This window comes from Streptomyces zhihengii, assembly GCF_016919245.1.
Lineage (GTDB): Bacteria > Actinomycetota > Actinomycetes > Streptomycetales > Streptomycetaceae > Streptomyces > Streptomyces zhihengii.
Map to the genome: position 1 here is coordinate 310896 of NZ_JAFEJA010000001.1, position 15533 is coordinate 326428.

At 74.3% G+C, this 15533-nt stretch carries 15 protein-coding genes; 6 read left to right on the top strand and 9 right to left on the bottom strand.

Annotation, left to right across the window (positions count from 1 at the left end):
* Positions 1–149: 149 nt before the first annotated feature.
* From mmsB to JE024_RS01360, 6 genes are all read right to left on the bottom strand, one after another.
* Entirely contained in the window at positions 150–1445 is a 1296-nt protein-coding gene (mmsB, locus tag JE024_RS01335) for a multiple monosaccharide ABC transporter permease (protein WP_205371786.1), read from the bottom strand.
* A gap of 6 nt (positions 1446–1451) precedes the next feature.
* Positions 1452–3044, bottom strand: coding sequence for a multiple monosaccharide ABC transporter ATP-binding protein (gene mmsA, locus JE024_RS01340; protein WP_205371787.1), 1593 nt, complete (start codon positions 3042–3044; stop codon positions 1452–1454).
* Positions 3041–4162, bottom strand: a complete 1122-nt coding sequence (chvE, locus tag JE024_RS01345) for a multiple monosaccharide ABC transporter substrate-binding protein (protein ID WP_205371788.1) — start codon at positions 4160–4162, stop codon at positions 3041–3043. The genes mmsA and chvE overlap by 4 nt, the downstream gene beginning before the upstream one ends.
* 332 nt (positions 4163–4494) lie before the next feature.
* On the bottom strand, positions 4495–5166 hold the full coding sequence (locus JE024_RS01350) for a class F sortase (RefSeq protein WP_244882497.1): 672 nt from the start codon (positions 5164–5166) through the stop codon (positions 4495–4497).
* Positions 5167–5189: 23 nt separating this feature from the next.
* Entirely contained in the window at positions 5190–5684 is a 495-nt protein-coding gene (locus tag JE024_RS01355) for a hypothetical protein (RefSeq protein ID WP_205371789.1), read from the bottom strand.
* A gap of 267 nt (positions 5685–5951) precedes the next feature.
* Positions 5952–6164: a DUF2089 domain-containing protein gene (locus JE024_RS01360; RefSeq protein WP_244882499.1), complete on the bottom strand. Its 213-nt coding sequence runs from the start codon at positions 6162–6164 to the stop codon at positions 5952–5954.
* Between the two features lie 291 nt (positions 6165–6455).
* On the opposite strand from JE024_RS01360, the gene JE024_RS01365 reads away from it, so the two are divergent.
* The 3 genes from JE024_RS01365 (at position 6456) to JE024_RS01375 (ending at position 9229) form a co-directional block, all read left to right on the top strand.
* The gene (locus JE024_RS01365; RefSeq protein WP_205371790.1) at positions 6456–7313 is read left to right on the top strand and encodes an aldo/keto reductase; all 858 of its coding nucleotides are present in this window, start codon (positions 6456–6458) and stop codon (positions 7311–7313) included.
* A 216-nt stretch (positions 7314–7529) separates the two neighbouring features.
* Entirely contained in the window at positions 7530–8786 is a 1257-nt protein-coding gene (locus JE024_RS01370; RefSeq protein WP_244883108.1) for an SLC13 family permease, read from the top strand.
* Between the two features lie 8 nt (positions 8787–8794).
* Positions 8795–9229, top strand: coding sequence for a universal stress protein (locus JE024_RS01375; RefSeq protein WP_205371792.1), 435 nt, complete (start codon positions 8795–8797; stop codon positions 9227–9229).
* 214 nt (positions 9230–9443) lie between these two features.
* Here JE024_RS01375 and JE024_RS01380 read toward each other — a convergent pair whose 3' ends face one another.
* The gene (locus JE024_RS01380) at positions 9444–11120 is read right to left on the bottom strand and encodes an IclR family transcriptional regulator domain-containing protein (protein WP_205371793.1); all 1677 of its coding nucleotides are present in this window, start codon (positions 11118–11120) and stop codon (positions 9444–9446) included.
* A gap of 160 nt (positions 11121–11280) precedes the next feature.
* On the opposite strand from JE024_RS01380, the gene JE024_RS01385 reads away from it, so the two are divergent.
* The 3 genes from JE024_RS01385 (at position 11281) to ku (ending at position 13777) form a co-directional block, all read left to right on the top strand.
* Positions 11281–12060, top strand: a complete 780-nt coding sequence (locus tag JE024_RS01385) for a CoA transferase subunit A (protein WP_205371794.1) — start codon at positions 11281–11283, stop codon at positions 12058–12060.
* Positions 12044–12691, top strand: a complete 648-nt coding sequence (locus tag JE024_RS01390; protein ID WP_205371795.1) for a 3-oxoacid CoA-transferase subunit B — start codon at positions 12044–12046, stop codon at positions 12689–12691. The genes JE024_RS01385 and JE024_RS01390 overlap by 17 nt, the downstream gene beginning before the upstream one ends.
* A gap of 114 nt (positions 12692–12805) precedes the next feature.
* Positions 12806–13777, top strand: a complete 972-nt coding sequence (ku, locus tag JE024_RS01395) for a non-homologous end joining protein Ku (protein WP_205371796.1) — start codon at positions 12806–12808, stop codon at positions 13775–13777.
* Positions 13778–13882: 105 nt separating this feature from the next.
* On the opposite strand, the gene JE024_RS01400 is transcribed toward ku, so the two are convergent.
* Both JE024_RS01400 and JE024_RS01405 read right to left on the bottom strand, forming a co-directional pair.
* Positions 13883–14749 (bottom strand): AraC family transcriptional regulator, encoded by an 867-nt coding sequence (locus JE024_RS01400; protein WP_205371797.1) that lies wholly within the window; start codon positions 14747–14749, stop codon positions 13883–13885.
* A gap of 122 nt (positions 14750–14871) precedes the next feature.
* A complete protein-coding gene (locus JE024_RS01405; protein WP_205371798.1) occupies positions 14872–15516 on the bottom strand; it encodes a class I SAM-dependent methyltransferase in 645 nt (214 codons plus the stop codon).
* Positions 15517–15533: the final 17 nt, after the last annotated feature.

Below are 15533 nucleotides of genomic sequence, written 5' to 3' on the forward strand. Positions count from 1 at the left end.
AGCCATGGTGCACCACCCGGGGGCAAGCGCGGGCCCCGGCGCGGCGCCGCCGGGGGCCAAGGCGGCCCGGGTGGCGCGCGGTTCGGGTGTGCGGCGGGCCGGGCGGGCGCCCGCGTGCGCCCGCCCCGCCCACCCGCGCCGCACCGGCCCTACGAGCCGGCCCTGCGCTTGTTCCACACGTCGACCCCGACCGCCGCCAGCAGCACCAGGCCCTTGATGACCTGCTGCCAGTCGGTGCCGATGCCGACCAGGTTCATACCGTTGTTGAGCACGCCGAGGACGAGGCCGCCGATGATGGCGCCCAGCACCGTGCCGACCCCGCCGCTCATGGAGGCGCCGCCGATGAACGCCGCGGCGATGGCCTCCAGTTCGAAGTTGAGCCCTGCCTGCGGCGTCCCCGAGTTGAGCCGGGCCGCGAACACGCATCCGGCGAGCGCCGCGAGCACGCCCATGTTGACGAAGACCAGGAAGGTGACCCGCTTGTCCTTGACGCCGGACAGCTTGGCCGCCGCCTTGTTGCCGCCCAGGGCGTAGACATGACGCCCCACCACCGCGTTGCGCATCACATGGCCGAGCACCAGGAGCAGTCCGCAGACGATGAGCATGATGACGGGCATGCCGTGCCAGCTCGCCAGGGTGAGGGTGAAGGCGGCGACGGCCGCGACCATCGCCACGCACTTGAGCAGCCAGATGTTGCGGGGCAGCACCTCCAGCTCGTAGGCCCGCTGCCTGCGGCGGTCCCGGACCTCGCGCACGACGAGCAGGGCAACGACCGCGATCCCGATGAGCAGCGTCGGGTTGTGGTACGGGCCGATGGCGTCCGTGCGCAGCTCGATGAAGCCCAGGTCGAGGTGGAGGGTGAACGGCAGCGGGATGCTCCACGCCGGTCCCGCCTCGGGCACGACGCCCTTGGCGAGGTTCTGGAAGCCGCCGGGGAACGGGGAGAGCGACTGCCCTTCGAGGGTGATCTGCGTGAGGCCGCGGAAGAGCAGCATCCCGGCGAGGGTCACGATGAAGGACGGGATGCCCAGATAGGCGATGAAGAAGCCCTGCCAGGCGCCCGCGAGGGCCCCGATGACGAGCGAGATGGCGAGCGCGACACCCCAGGGCAGATCGTGTTCGATCATCATCACGGCCGATATCGCGCCGACGAAGGCGGCGACCGAGCCGACCGAGAGGTCGATGTGACCGGCGATGATGACGATCATCATGCCCATGGCCAGGATGAGGATGTAGCCGTTCTGCTGGAGCAGGTTGGAGATGTTGCCGGGCCGCAGCAGCGCGCCGTCGGTCCAGAAGCCGAAGAGCAGCACGATGAGCGCCAGCGCGAAGAGCATGCCGTACTGGCGCACGTTGGTGCGCAGTCCGTGCAGCAGCACCGCGCCGGCGCCGGGCTCGGCCGGCGGTGCCGCCGGCGACTCGGTCGGTGTGGTCGTGGTGGTCATGCCGGCTCAGCCTCCGTGGGTGGTCATCTGGCGCATCAGGACTTCCTGGGTGGCGTCGGCGCGGGCGACCTCACCGGTCAGCCGGCCCTCGGCCATGGTGTAGATCCGGTCGCACATCCCGAGCAGTTCCGGCAGTTCGGACGAGATGACCAGCACCGCCTTGCCCTGGGCGGCGAGCCGGTCGATCACGGTGTAGATCTCGTACTTGGCGCCGACGTCGATGCCCCGGGTGGGCTCGTCGAGGATGAGCACCTCGGGGTCGGCGTGGATCCACTTGCTGAGCACGACCTTCTGCTGGTTGCCGCCGGAGAGGCGGCCGGTCTGCTCGAAGACGGTGGGCGCCTTGATGTTCATGGAGCGGCGGTAGCGCTCGGCCACCGACCGCTCGTGGTGGGCGTCGACGGCGCCGCGGCGCACCATGCCCGGCAGGGAGGCGAGGGAGACGTTGCGGCTGATGGTGTCGATGAGGTTGAGCCCGTAGTGCTTGCGGTCCTCGGTGACGTAGGCGATGCCGGCGTCCACGGCGTCCGGCACCGTACGGGTGCTGACCTCGCGTTCGTGCACCTGCACGGTGCCGGCGACGTAGCGGCCGTAGGAGCGGCCGAAGACGGACATGGCGAGTTCGGTGCGGCCCGCGCCCATCAGGCCGGCCATGCCGACGATCTCGCCCCGCCCGACGGTCAGCGACACGTCGTCGACGACGGTGCGCTGCTGGTCCACCGGGTGGCGTACGGTCCAGCCGCTGACGCGCAGCGCGGTGCGTCCGGCGTCCGGGCCCTCGTAGCGGGTGCGTTCGGGGTAGCGGTGGTCGAGGTCGCGGCCGACCATGGCCCGGATGATGCGGTCCTCGGAGAGCTCCGGGCGGGCGCCGGGCGCGGTGCGCACGGCGAGGGTCTCGATGGTCCGCCCGTCGCGCAGGACGGTCACCGAGTCGGCGACCGCGCGGATCTCGCCGAGCTTGTGCGAGATGACGATGCAGGCGATGCCCTGGTCGCGCAGTTCGCCGATGAGGGCGAGGAGTTTGGCGCTGTCGTCGTCGTTGAGCGCGGCGGTCGGTTCGTCGAGGATCAGCAGCCGCACCTCCTTGGCGAGCGCCTTGGCGATCTCGACGAGCTGCTGTTTGCCGACGCCGAGTTCGCTGATCGGTGTCTGGGGCTTCTCCCGCAGCCCGACCCGGGCGAGCAGCCGGGCGGCCCGGCGGTTGGTGTCGTTCCAGTCGATGAAGCCGCGGGTGGTCCGCTCGTTGCCGAGGAACATGTTCTCGGCGATCGACAGGTGCGGGACGAGCGCCAGTTCCTGGTGGATGATCACGATGCCGCGGCGTTCGCTCGCCCTGATGTCCTTGAAGGCGACCGGCCGGCCCTCGAAGGAGATCTCGCCCTCGTAGGTGCCGTGCGCGTGGACACCGCTGAGCACCTTCATCAGGGTGGACTTGCCCGCGCCGTTCTCCCCGCAGACGGCGTGGATCTCGCCCGGGAGCACGGTGAGGTCCACCTCGCTGAGCGCGGTGACGCCCGGGAAGCGCTTGGTGATGCCGTTCATGCGCAGGACGGGCGCGGCGGTCGTGTCCGGGCCGGCGGCGGGCGGCGGGGCGCTCATGAGAGCTGGCCCTGGGTGAAGTACCCCTGGTCGACGAGGAGACTCGTGTTCTTCCGGTCGATGCTGACCGGCTCCAGGAGGTACGAGGGCACGGTCTTGACACCGTTGTCGTAGTCCGTGGTGTTGTTGACGCGCACCTTCTTGCCGGTGAGGGCGGCGTCGCCCATCTGGACGGCCTGCTTGGCGAGTTCGCGGGTGTCCTTGAACACGGTCTGCGTCTGCTCGCCGCGGATGATGGACTTGACGGAGGCGAGCTCCGCGTCCTGCCCGGTGACCACCGGCAGCGGCTGGGCCGCGGTGCCGTAACCGGCGCTCTGGAGCGCGGAGATGATGCCGATGGAGATGCCGTCGTACGGCGAGAGCACGGCGTCTATCCGCTCCTGGCCGTAGCTGCGGGTGACCACGTCGTCCATGCGCTTCTGCGCGGTCTCGCCGCTCCAGCGCAGGGTGGCCGCCTTGGCGAGGGTGGTCTGCCCGCTGCGCACCGTGAGCTGCCGGCTGTCGAAGTACGGCTGGAGCACCTGCATGGCGCCGTTCCAGAAGTACTTGGTGTTGTTGTCGTCCGGTGAGCCCGCGAACAGCTCGATGTTGCGGGTCCTGCCGCCCGGCGCCGCATCGCCCAGCTCCAGGGCGTCCACGATGTACTGGGCCTGGAGCCGGCCGACGCGCTCGTTGTCGAACGACGCGTAGTAGTCCACGCTGCCGGTGCCCATGATGAGGCGGTCGTAGGCGATCACGGGGATGCCCGCGTCGTCGGCCTGCTCCAGGACGTCGGAGAGGGCCGAGCCGTCGATGGCCGCGACCACGAGCAGCCCGACCCCCTTGGTGATCATGCTCTCGATCTGGGCGACCTGGTTCTCCACCTTGTCGTCCCCGTACTGGAGATCCGTGGCGTAGCCGGCCTTGCGGAACTGCTCGGCCATGTTCTCGCCGTCGGCTATCCAGCGTTCGGACGACTTGGTGGGCATCGCCAGTCCGACGGTGACGCCGTCGCTCTTCTCGGGTTTGTAGCGGCTGCCGCCGAGGGCCTCCTGTCCGCAGGCGGTCAGCGACAGGACGAGCAGTCCGGCCACTGTCGCCGCGACCGGGACCGGGACGCGGCGCGTGGGGGTACGCATGTCGTTCTCCTTCCGGAGCGGGGGCCCGGCGTCGCGCCCCCGGGTGCGAGTCGAACGGGAAGGGGCGCCACCGGCAGGGGCCGCCGGGCCGGGCCCGGGCGCTGACACCACGTCACGTTCGATATTTCGTCACTCGTTCGAGATTGTGGCGTGCAAAGTATGCAGTCCGCACAGGGGGTGTCAACGGGTCGCGCACGGCACGTTCCCGCGGCCGCGGCGGGCCGCCTGGGAGGGCGGCCCGCGGTCCGCCGGGGAGGGGGCCGGCGGTCAGCCGGGAGGGCGGCGTCAGGTTCAGCGGGGAGGGCGGCACCCGGTTCAGCGCGGCGCCCGGTTCAGCGGGGCGGCTCGGCCAGGCTCGCGTAGACGACCACGTTGCCGAGGTAGCCGGTGCCCTCGCGGTAGCCGCCGCCGCAGGTGATGACCCGCAACTCGGGGGCCGCGGTGCTGCGGTAGACCTTGCGGCTGGGGAAGGCGTCCTTGTCGTACGCCTCGACCGCGTACACGGAGAACCGCACGGTGCGGCCGTCGCGGCGGGTGACGGTGATCGCGCTGCCCCGGGCGAGACCGCCCAGCAGGTAGAACACGGCCCGCCCGGCGGGGCTGTCCACGTGCCCGGCGACGACGGCGGTGCCGGGCTCCCCCGGCGCCGGCCCGTCGGCGTACCAGCCGGCCGTGTCGGCCCGTTCCGCCGGGGGCACCTCCAGGGCGCCGTCGGCGTCGAGCCCGAGCCCGGTCATCGGGGCGTCCACGGCGATGGCCGGGATGCGCAGCCGGACGGGGACCGTCCGGGAGCGGGGCTCCGCCGGCGCGGTGGGCGGCGGGCGGAGGCTCTCCGGGACGCCGGTCCGCACCCCGGCGGCGCCGGGGGCGGCGGTGGCCTGCGCGGCGGTGGGCTGGGGAGCCCCGCCGCGCACACCGTTGACCAGCAGCACGATGCCGACGACGAGCACCGCGAGTCGGGTGCGCGGCCGCATGAGGGGGGCGCCGGGCGCGCCGGCCGTCATGGGAGGGGCTTCCGGATGGGCCGTCAGGCGGCGGACGCGGCGCGGCGGCGCTTGGTCGCCATGCCGCCCGCGGCGGCGCCCACGATCAGCAGGCCGCCGACCGCGACCTGGGTGCCGCCCAGCCCGCCGGCGCCGCCGAATCCGCCGCTCACGGCGCCCGCCGGCCGGCCGACGACCTCGAAGCTCGCCTCGACCTTCGTACGCGGCGGGCACTTGACGGTGATGGTGTAGACGCCCGCTTCCGCGCCCTCCGGGACGGTGAAGTCGCCGGCCAGTTCGCCCTCGGCCCCGTCGTCGGTCAGGTTGATCTGGCCGCCCGCCTCGGCCTGGCCCTTGGCGTAGGTGGCGTCCGGCCCGCAGACCTCGGTGCTGACGGAGACGGTCGATCCGGGGTACGCCCGCTGGGGGCTCACACTGACGTCGGACTCACCGGGGACCGCCGCCGTCGCCGAAACGGCCGGCAGACCGACGGCCGCCAGAACGGCCGTGCCACAGACGAGCATCCGTACGCTGCGCATCGCGCCACCTCTCCAACGGCGCGGGGCAGGACGGAACGTCCCGCGGACGAGCCGCGCTCCGGCGCCAAGCCAAGCAGTTCCGGGCGCCCGGCAGCGGCTGCGCAACGCTCGCCGGTGCGCGCCGCACCCGGCGGCCGCCGCGTCGCCGCAGGTGGCGCGGGTGTCGTAGGGCCCGACGGTGGAACGCGGCGCGCATGTGGCGTTCGGGTGGCGACACGCGGAAGGGCGGCGCGGCCCCGAGGCGATGCGGGCGATGCCGACCCGGGGTCAGGAGGAGCGGCCCGGGCGGTAGTCCGCGTCCTCGGTGCCGGGCGGCAGGCGGCTGTGGCCCTCGCTCCAGTGGTTCACCCACCCGCACAGGGAGCAGGCGTACCGCCCGTTGACCCCGCGGATCTGCGTGCCGCAGCGCTTGCACTCGGTGCGGGTGACCTCCGGGGCGGCCCGGGTCACCGGCGGCGCCCCCTCATCCGTCACCGCCACCGCCCGCCTCCGCTCCGGGGGTGTTCGACGACCATCCGCACTGGCGGCTGCACACCCAACGGCCATTCTGCTGCAGGGCACCCGCCCCGCACCGCTGGCACGTCATGTCACGACCTCCTCGGGGAGACTCGTCTGCGCGCATACCCCACCCCCGCCCCGGCGACGCCCGGTTCCCGGACAACGGCCGGTCATCGCCGGTGGAGAGGCGGCCGAATGGCCGATCTCCACCGGTGGTCCGGGCCGGTGCGGGCGCCTGTTAGCGTGTGCGGCCGACGCAAGGGGGCGCGGAGGATGGCGGAGCGAACGTTCAGGATCGGCGGGGAACTGGAGGTACGGCGGCTCGGGTTCGGCGCGATGCGGCTGCCGACCGAGCCCCGGGACGCGCGGGCGGCCGCGGTGGAGGTCGCGCGGCGCGCGGTCGACCTGGGCGTCACGCTGATCGACACGGCCCATCTCTACGGCGGGGGCGCCAACGAGGAACTGCTCGCCGAGGCGCTGCACCCCTATCCGAAGGACCTGCTGATCACCACCAAGGTCGGCGTGGCGCGGACCGGTCCCGGCGGAGAGTGGAAGCTCGACGGACGCCCGGAGCTGCTGAGGGAACAGGTGGGTGCGGCGCTGCGCCGGCTGCGGGTGGAGCGGATCGAACTGCTCCAGCTCCACCGGATCGACCCCGACACCCCGTTCGACGACCAGATCGGCACCCTGCGGGAGTTGCGGGACGAGGGCCTGATCGGCCGCGTCGGTCTGTCCGAGGTGTCGGTCGAGGAGCTGGCCCGCGCCCGGCGGACCGTGGAGATCGCGAGCGTGCAGAACCGCTACAACCTGCTCGACCGCGCCTACGAGGACGTGCTGACGGCCTGTGAGGAGGCCGGTATCGCCTTCCTGCCGTGGCGGCCCGTCGTGGCCGGGACGTCGGGGGAACGGGACGAGGTCGCGGCCGTGGCCGCCGAGACCGGGGCGACGGCCACCCAGGTCGCGCTCGCCTGGCTGCTCGGCAGGTCCCCGGTGGTGCTGCCGATCCCCGGCACCGCGAGCCTCGCGCATCTGGAGGAGAACCTCGCCGCCGCGGATCTCGTGCTCGACGCCGGGCAGCGCGCCCGTCTCGACCGGCTGGCCGCGGACACGCCGCCCGGTCCGGCCGTCTGACCCGGGGCGCTCCGCCGGGCGGGCCCCACCGGGGACCGCCGCGCCCGGACGCGTCCGACGGGGTCCGGCATGGGATGCTGGGCGCCGTCGTGGCAGGTGGCGGCCCCGGACCCGGGTTGTGGACCGGGGCGGTCCGTGCGCCCCGGGCCCCCGCTCCGCACCGGGGCCGGCCCGGGTGCCCTGCCCCCGCGAGAGGTCCTGATCCGGGAGAGCACGCTGAGCACCGTCGTAGCCGAGATCCTGTCGGTCGTCCTGCTGCTGGGGGTGCTGGCCTTCGGTGTCGGCCGTCCCCGGGGGCTGCCGGAGGCGGTCGCGGCCGTGCCCGCCGCCGTCCTGCTGGTGGCCGTCGGCGCCGTCTCCCCCGCCGGTGCCTGGGACCAGGTGCGTGAGCTGCTGCCGGTGGTCGGGTTCCTCGCGGTGGTGCTGGTCCTGGCGCAGCTCTGCGCGGACGAGGGCCTGTTCACCGCCGCGGGCGACCTGGTGGCGCGGATGTGCTCGGGCGGACCTGTGCCGCTGCTGGGCGGTGTGTTCGCGCTGGCGTCCGTCGTCACCGCGGCGCTCAGCCTGGACGCGACGGTGGTGCTGCTCACGCCGGTGGTGTTCGCTACGGCCGCACGCCTCGGGGCGCGGCCCCGGCCGCACGTCTACGCGACGGCGCATCTGGCGAACTCGGCCTCGCTGCTGCTGCCGGTCTCCAACCTCACCAATCTGCTCGCCTTCACGGCGAGCGGCCTGTCGTTCACCCGCTTCACGGCGCTGATGGCGCTGCCGTGGCTGGCGGCGATCGCGGTCGAGTACGCCGTCTTCCGGCGGTTCTTCCGGGCCGACCTGGCGGCCGGGGCGGCGCCGGCGGCCCCGGCGGAGCGGTCCCCGATGCCCGTCTTCGCGCCGGTCGTCCTGGCGCTGACGCTCGTCGGGTTCGTGGTCACGTCGTTCGCCGGGGCGAGCCCGGTGTGGGCGGCCCTCGCGGGGACGCTGGTGCTGGCGGTGCGGGCGCTGGCGCGGCGGCGGACGTCCGTGCGGCGTCTCGCCGGTTCGGCGGCGCCGCTGTTCTGCCTGTTCGTGCTGGCCCTCGGGGTGGTCGTGGGCGCGGTGGTCGACAACGGGCTGGGCGACGCCCTCGGGCGGGTGCTGCCGGACGGCCATTCGCTCGCGGCGCTGCTGGCCGTCGCCGCCGTGGCCGCCGTGCTGGCCAATCTGATCAACAATCTGCCCGCGGTCCTCGCGCTGGTGCCGATCCTCGCCCCGGCGGGGCCCGGTCCGGTGCTGGCGGCCCTGATCGGGGTGAACATCGGGCCGAATCTGACGTACGTCGGCTCGCTGGCCACGCTGCTGTGGCGCCGGGTCCTCCATGAGCACGAGCACCCTCCGCTGCTGCGGGACTTCACCCTGCTCGGTCTGGTGACCGTGCCCGCCACACTGGTGGCATCCACCGCCGCCCTGTGGGCGGCGCTCCACACGATCGGAGGCTGAGACGGATCATGAGCGTCGTCGTCTGGATCACCGAGGGCACCTGGGCCGCGTGCGTGGACGCCGCGCTGCGCCGCACCCCTGCCGGGGAGCGGCTGGTGCTGCTGCACGTCACCGACGACGACGTCGCGGACGCCGCGCACGGCGCGTTCGCGGGGCTGCTGGGGCGCGGGCACGGGCCGCGCGATCCCGGTACGCGGGTCGAGGAGCTGGCGCGCGCCGCGGCCGAGGAGCTGGCGGACCGTGCCGCGGCCCGCCTGGGCCGTCCCGCGGAGCGGATGCTGCTGCACGGGCGGACGGGCCAGGAGGTGGTGGCGGCGTCGGCCGGGGCGGGGCTGCTGGTCTGCGCGCGCGACGGCGACCTCGCGGTCCCGGGCCCGCACACGCTCGGCCCGGCCACCCGCTTCGTGGTCGACCACGCGACCTGCCCGGTACTGCTGGTCTGAGACGGTCCGGCGACCGCGGAAGAGCGGGGGCGGGGCCGCGGCGTCGCGCGGCGGCGACCTCGCGGTCCCGGGCCCGCACACGCTCGGCCCGGCCACCCGCTTCGTGGTCGACCACGCGACCTGCCCGGTACTGCTGGTCTGAGACGGTCCGGCGACCGCGGAAGAGCGGGGGCGGGGCCGCGGCGTCGCGCGGCGGGCCCGGGGGCCGCGGGGGTCAGCGGGGTGTCGCCGCGTCCGCGCACTCGGTCGCGGCCGCGAGGTCCGTCTCGATGCGCCGGGCCGTGCCGGACAGATGGGGCAGGACGTTCTCCCGGAGGTCGCGCACGCTGCGGTGGGCCGCGTGCACGGCGACGTTCATCGCCGCCACGACCCGCCCGTCGCGGTCGTGCAGCGGGACGGCGATGGACCGCAGGCCGGGCTCCAGCTCCTCGTCGGACACCGCGTATCCGTCGCGGCGGGCGGCGTCGAGCGTCCGCCGCAGCTCGTCCGGCTGCCCCGGCGCGCCGGGCCCCGCCCCGGCGAACCGGGCGAGCCGCCGCTCCGCGCCGTCGGGCGGCAGGCCGGCGAGCAGCACCCGGCCCATGGCGGTGACGGGGGCCGGCAGCCGGGTGCCCACGGCCAGGTCGACGCCCATGATGCGGGTGGTGGCGACCCGGGCGACGTAGCGGATGTCGTCGCCGTCGAGCACGGCGATCGACGAGGAGTCGTGGATCCGGCGCACCAGATCGGCGAGGTGCGGGGTGGCCAGGCGTTCGAAGCCGACGGCGGACTGGGCCGCGTAGCCGAGTTCGAGCACCCGGGGCAGCGGCACGAAGGACCGGCCCGTCGCGTCGGTGGCGGCGTAGCCGAGGCGGGTCAGCGAGAGCAGGGCGCGGCGGGCGGTGGCGCGGGGCAGGCCGGTGGCCTCGGCGACCCTGCTCAGCGACAGGCCGCCCGGCGCCCGCAGGACGCTCAGCACGGCGAGACCGCGGGCGAGCGACTGGAGGAAGGCGGGCCCGAGTTCCTCCTTGGCCGCGCGCAGCCGCCGGGCGGTGGCGTCGCCGGTCCCGGCCGCGGGCCCGGGGGCGTCCTCGGGAGGGCGGGCGAGGGCGCCGGTCATCTCGCGGGCGCAGGCGCGCAGCCGTGGCAGGGCGTGGCGGGCCAGGCTGTCCACGGTGTGGCGGCTGGTGTGGCTGACCACGCCGACGGCGCAGACCACCTCGCCGCCGGGGCCGTGGACGGGCAGCGAGACGGCGATGACGCCGGGCTCCACCGTCTGGTCGTCGAGGGCGGTCCCCGTGCGGCGCGCCTCGTCCGCGCGGGCGGCGAGACCGGGCGCCGGCGCGCCCGCGCCGGGTGAGGGCGGCAGGGCCGGGAACGCGCCCTCGGCCGGACCGGCGGCGAGGCGGTGGCGCCAGCGCTCCCAGGCGGCGGCGTCCCAGGCGGCGGCGAACAGCGGGCCGGATGCGGAGCGTTCGGCGGGCAGCAGGTCGCCGACCCGGAAGGCGACGGCCATGGCACGGCTGCGGGGGCACCGCACCACGAACCGGGTCCCGTCGCCGTCCGGGACGGAGACGGAGACGGTCTCGTCGAGTTCCTCGGCCAGGCGCCGGGCCGGTCCGGCGAGTTCCGGGACGCGTCCGGCCGCGAGGTAGGCGTTGCCGAACTCCATCACCCGCGGGGCGAGCAGCAGGTCCTGGCCCTCGGCGCGCAGATGTCCGAGGCGGCACAGGGTGGCGGCGACGCGGTCGAGCGTGGACCGTGCGAGGCCGGTGGCCCGCACGAGGTCGGCGCGGCTCGTCCGTCCGGTCCGGGCGGCGGCGAGCAGCCGCAGGACGGACAGGCCGCGCTCGACGGTGGCCACGGCCTCGCCCGCGGCGTCGGGGGAGGCCGGCGTGGGGCTCGGCGCCATGGGGGCTCCTCGTGCGGCGGCGCGGGGCGCCGTGGAAGCGGACGGCGCGGGGCCGCCTCGTTGACAGACGGCACCCGGCTGGTCAGACTCTTCCGGCCCGACCGAGTGAACCATAGTTCATTGTACGAACACAGTGCGGAGACCTGGAGGGGTTGCTGCCATGGACAAGGTGGTGGCCACGGCCGCCGGCGCGGTGGCGGACATCGGGGACGGCGCCTCGGTCGCCGTGGGCGGTTTCGGCCTCAGCGGTGTGCCGACGGCCCTGATCCGGGCGCTGCACGCGCGGGGCTCCGGCGGTCTGCACATCGTGTCGAACAACTGCGGAGCGCTGGACACGGGCTTGACGGTGCTGCTGTCGGCGGGCCGGATCGCCCGGGTGACCGGCTCCTACATCGGCTCCAACAAGGAGTTCGCCCGCCGGTACCTGGAGGGCGACCTCGAACTGGAGCTCATCCCGCAGGGCACCCTCGCCGAGCGGCTGCGCGCGGGCGGCGCGGGCATCCCGGCCTTCTACACGCCCGCCGGGGTGGGGACGGCGGTCGCCGACGGCGGGCTGCCGTGGCGGTACGACGCGCGGGGCGGCGTCGCGGTCGCCTCGCCGCCGAAGGAGGTACGCGCCTTCGACGGTGTCGACCATGTGCTGGAGACCGCGATCCGGACGGACTTCGCCCTCGTCAGGGCGGCGAAGGGGGACCGTCACGGCAATCTGCTGTTCGCCCGGTCGGCGCGCAACTTCAACCCGCTCGCCGCGATGGCCGGGCGGATCACCGTCGCCGAGGTGGAGGAGCTGGTCGAGCCGGGCGCCATCGACCCGGACGCGGTGCACGTGCCCGGTGTGTTCGTGCAGCGGGTGGTCGCCCTCTCCCCCGCCGAGGCGGCCGACAAGCGGATCGAGCGGCGTACCGTCCGGGAGAAGGCCGCCGGTGCCCTGGACACGTGAGCAGATGGCCGCCCGGGCGGCGCGCGAGCTGCGCGACGGCGAGTACGTGAACCTCGGGATCGGGCTGCCGACGCTGATCCCCGCCCATCTGCCGCCCGGCGTCGAGGTGGTGCTGCACTCCGAGAACGGGATCCTGGGCACCGGCCCGTATCCGCTCGCCGACGAGGTGGATCCCGATCTGATCAACGCGGGCAAGGAGACGGTCACCGTCCTGCCGGGGGCCTCGTTCTTCGACTCCGCGCTGTCCTTCGCGATGATCCGGGGCGGTCACATCGACACCGCCGTACTGGGGGCGATGCAGGTGTCGGCCCGCGGCGACCTGGCGAACTGGGCCGTCCCCGGCGCGCTGGTGACCGGTATCGGCGGCGCGATGGACCTGGTGCACGGGGCCCGCAGGGTCCTCGCCCTGATGACCCACACGGCCCGGGACGGCAGCCCCAAGATCGTCGACGAGTGCACCCTGCCGCTGACGGGCCGCGGCTGCGTCGAGCGGATCGTCACCGATCTGGCCGTGCTGGACGTGGGCCCGGACGGGCTGACGCTGGTGGAGACGGCCCCCGGTGTGGACACCGGCGCCGTGCTCCGGGCGACCGCCGCCCCGGTGCGCGTCCCCGGACGGCCCGCCGGCTGACCGGCCGGGCCCCCGGACGGCACGATCCCGCCCGCCCCGATGACGGCGCCGGGCTGTGCGCGGGCGGGGACGGCCGTACGCTGGCGGTGCTCGGGGCCGTCACGGAGGTAGCCCATGCCCCGCCCCATCTGGACCGGCGCGATCAGCTTCGGCCTGGTCACCATCCCCATCAAGGTGCTGCCCGCCACGGAGAACCACACGATCTCCTTCCGGCAGATCCACCTGGAGGACGGGGGACGCGTCCGCTACCGCAAGGTGTGCGAGCTGGACGGGAAGCAGCTCACGGACGACGAGATCACCCGGGGCTTCGAGTACGCCAAGGACACCCTGGTGGCCGTCACCGACGAGGACCTGGACGGCATGCCGCTGCCGACCGCCAAGGCGATCGAGATCGTGACGTTCGTGCCCGCCGGATCGATCGACCCCGTCCGGATCGGCGCCTCCTACTACCTGGAGGGCGACGGTCAGGTGGCGGCCAAGCCGTACAAGCTCCTGCGGCAGGCCCTGGAGCGCAGCGCCAAGGTCGCCGTCGCGAAGTTCGCGCTCCGCGGCCGGGAGCGCCTCGGGCTGCTGCGGGTGAAGCAGGACACGCTGGTGCTGCACGCGATGCACTGGCCGGACGAGATCCGCTCGCCCGAGAGCCTGGCGCCGGAGCCGGTGGAGCTGAGCGACGAGGAGGTCGAGGGCGCGCTGGCGCTCATGGACACCATGTCCGAGGAGCACATGCCGGAGCTGACCGACCACTACCGCGAGGCTCTGGAGGACGTGATCGCCGCCAAGGCGGAGGGCAGGGAGCCTGCCGCGGCCGGGGGCGAGGAGAAGCCGGCGGGCGAGGTGGTCGACCTGATGGCCGCGCTCGACGCCTCGGTGGCCGCCGCCCGGGAGCGGCGGGGCGAGGGCGGGGACGCCACCGTGCACGAGATGCCCGCCCCGGAGAAGTCCGGTCGGGGCACGGCGAAGAAGGCCGCCGGGAAGAAGGCGGCGGCGAAGAGGGCGACCGCGAAGAAGAGCGCCGCCGGGAAGGGCGCCGCGAAGAAGACGGCGTCCGGGAAGACGGCAGCGCGGCGGCCCCGCCGCGCGTCCTGAGCGGCCGTCGCGCGAAGGGGCGCCCCTTCGTGCGGAGCGCGGGCCGGGCTGCCGCCGTGCTCCCGTTCCGGGGCGCCGCCGTCGGCGGCGCCCCGGAACGGGCGGTCAGGCGGTGGTCCGCTCCACGGGGATCCACAGTTCCGCGTCGGCGTGCGTCCCGTCCTGCGACAGCCGGGTGCACAGCAGTTCGGGGCCGGGGCGGCTGCGGTAGGGATTGGACGGGAACCACTGGGTGAACACGTCGCGCCAGAGGTACTGGAGCGTGTGCGGGAACGGCCCGGAGCTCTCGAACACCGCCCAGGTCCCGGCGGGCACCGGCATCGTGTCCATGTCGTCGGGGACGTCCCCGCCCGTCACCGCCGCGTGCCAGTACTCCAGTTCGGTTCCTTCGGCGCGGCTCTCCTCCAGCTTGTCGCTGACCGCGACGATGCCGCGCGGCTCCTGGTCGGACAGGTCCTCGATGCGGCCGATGGTCTCCCGGCCGAGGCCGCGGATGAAGTCGCCGATCGCCGGGTTCATCCCCTCGTGGACCAGGGGGACGCGGGCTCTGCGGCCCGCCAGACGGAAGGCGTCCTTCTCGACGACGCGGTAGCGCATGGTGTTGCTCCCTTCGACGGTGAGGCGGAAGGAGAGCCGTGGCTGGGACGCGAGCGTCGCGCCGGACCGCCTGACCTCGCCGGGACCGGTCCCGTGCAGGGCGCGGAAGGCGCGTGCGAAGGCCTCCCCCGAGGTGTAGCCGTACCGCACCGCGATCTCCAGCAGTGTGCGGTCCCCGGCGAGCACCTCGGCGCCGGCCACCGTGAGGCGCCTGCGCCGTACGTACTCCGACAGGGGCATCCCCGCCAGCGCCGAGAACAGGCGCCGGAAGTGGTACTCCGACGTCGTCGCGATCCGGGCCAGGTCCGCCACCTCGATGCGCTGATCGAGATGGCTCTCGATGTGGTCCATGGCCTGGTTGAGCCGTTCCAGCACCGCGGCCTCCTTCCCTTTCGTGCCCTCACCCTAGGAACGGCGCACCCGGCCGCACCCGACGATCCGTGCCCGTTGCGGTCGGGTGCGGATCGCCGGGTGCGGCCGGGTGCGGTACCGGCCGCTCAGGCCGCCGGCGTCCCGCCGGGACGGCGGGCGAGGCAGGTCAGGTGCTCCTCCGTCATGCCCTCGGCGGGCACATGGACGCTGGTGCCCGAGCGGACGACCTCCAGGCCGGCCTCCCCGAGGCGCCGCACCCAGTCGTCCTCCGTCCAGCTCGTCACGACGATCCGCCGTCCCAGGAAGTCGACCTGGAGGTCCTCGAAGTCCCCGGGCACGGTCATCATGACGAAGTACCCGCCGGGCACCAGCCACCCGGCGATCCGGGAGAGCACGGCGCCGAGTTCGGCGCGCCCCATCTGGAGCAGCGAGAAGAACGCGACCACCGCGTGGTAGCCGCCGGCCGGCGGCTCGAAGTCGCGTACGTCGGCCTGTTCGAAGCGTGCTCCGGGGACCTGGCCGCGGGCGAGCGCGACCATGGTCGAGGAGACGTCGATGCCGGTCACCTCGCAGCCGGCGGCGGCGAGCACGGCGGCCGCGGGGCGGCCGGTCCCGCAGCCGGCGTCCAGCACCCGCGCGTGCGCGGGCAGCCGGTCCGCCAGCCAGGAGAGCGCCTCGTCCCGTGCCGGGATGTCGGCGAAGACCCGCTCGTAGTCCGCTCCGAGCGCGTCGAACGCCTCCGCCGCCGTGTCCGGCACCCGCTCGCCCATGAGGGCTCCTTCCGTCC

Excerpts from the sequence above, each read along its gene's own strand:
- mmsB (WP_205371786.1), bottom strand. The coding sequence starts at position 1,445 with ATGACCACCACGACCACACCGACCGAGTCGCCGGCGGCACCGCCGGCC.
- mmsA (WP_205371787.1), bottom strand. The coding sequence starts at position 3,044 with ATGAGCGCCCCGCCGCCCGCCGCCGGCCCGGACACGACCGCCGCGCCC.
- chvE (WP_205371788.1), bottom strand. The coding sequence starts at position 4,162 with ATGCGTACCCCCACGCGCCGCGTCCCGGTCCCGGTCGCGGCGACAGTG.
- JE024_RS01350 (WP_244882497.1), bottom strand. The coding sequence starts at position 5,166 with ATGACGGCCGGCGCGCCCGGCGCCCCCCTCATGCGGCCGCGCACCCGA.
- JE024_RS01355 (WP_205371789.1), bottom strand. The coding sequence starts at position 5,684 with ATGCGCAGCGTACGGATGCTCGTCTGTGGCACGGCCGTTCTGGCGGCC.
- JE024_RS01365 (WP_205371790.1), top strand. The coding sequence starts at position 6,456 with ATGGCGGAGCGAACGTTCAGGATCGGCGGGGAACTGGAGGTACGGCGG.
- JE024_RS01375 (WP_205371792.1), top strand. The coding sequence starts at position 8,795 with ATGAGCGTCGTCGTCTGGATCACCGAGGGCACCTGGGCCGCGTGCGTG.
- JE024_RS01380 (WP_205371793.1), bottom strand. The coding sequence starts at position 11,120 with ATGGCGCCGAGCCCCACGCCGGCCTCCCCCGACGCCGCGGGCGAGGCC.
- JE024_RS01385 (WP_205371794.1), top strand. The coding sequence starts at position 11,281 with ATGGACAAGGTGGTGGCCACGGCCGCCGGCGCGGTGGCGGACATCGGG.
- ku (WP_205371796.1), top strand. The coding sequence starts at position 12,806 with ATGCCCCGCCCCATCTGGACCGGCGCGATCAGCTTCGGCCTGGTCACC.
- JE024_RS01405 (WP_205371798.1), bottom strand. The coding sequence starts at position 15,516 with ATGGGCGAGCGGGTGCCGGACACGGCGGCGGAGGCGTTCGACGCGCTC.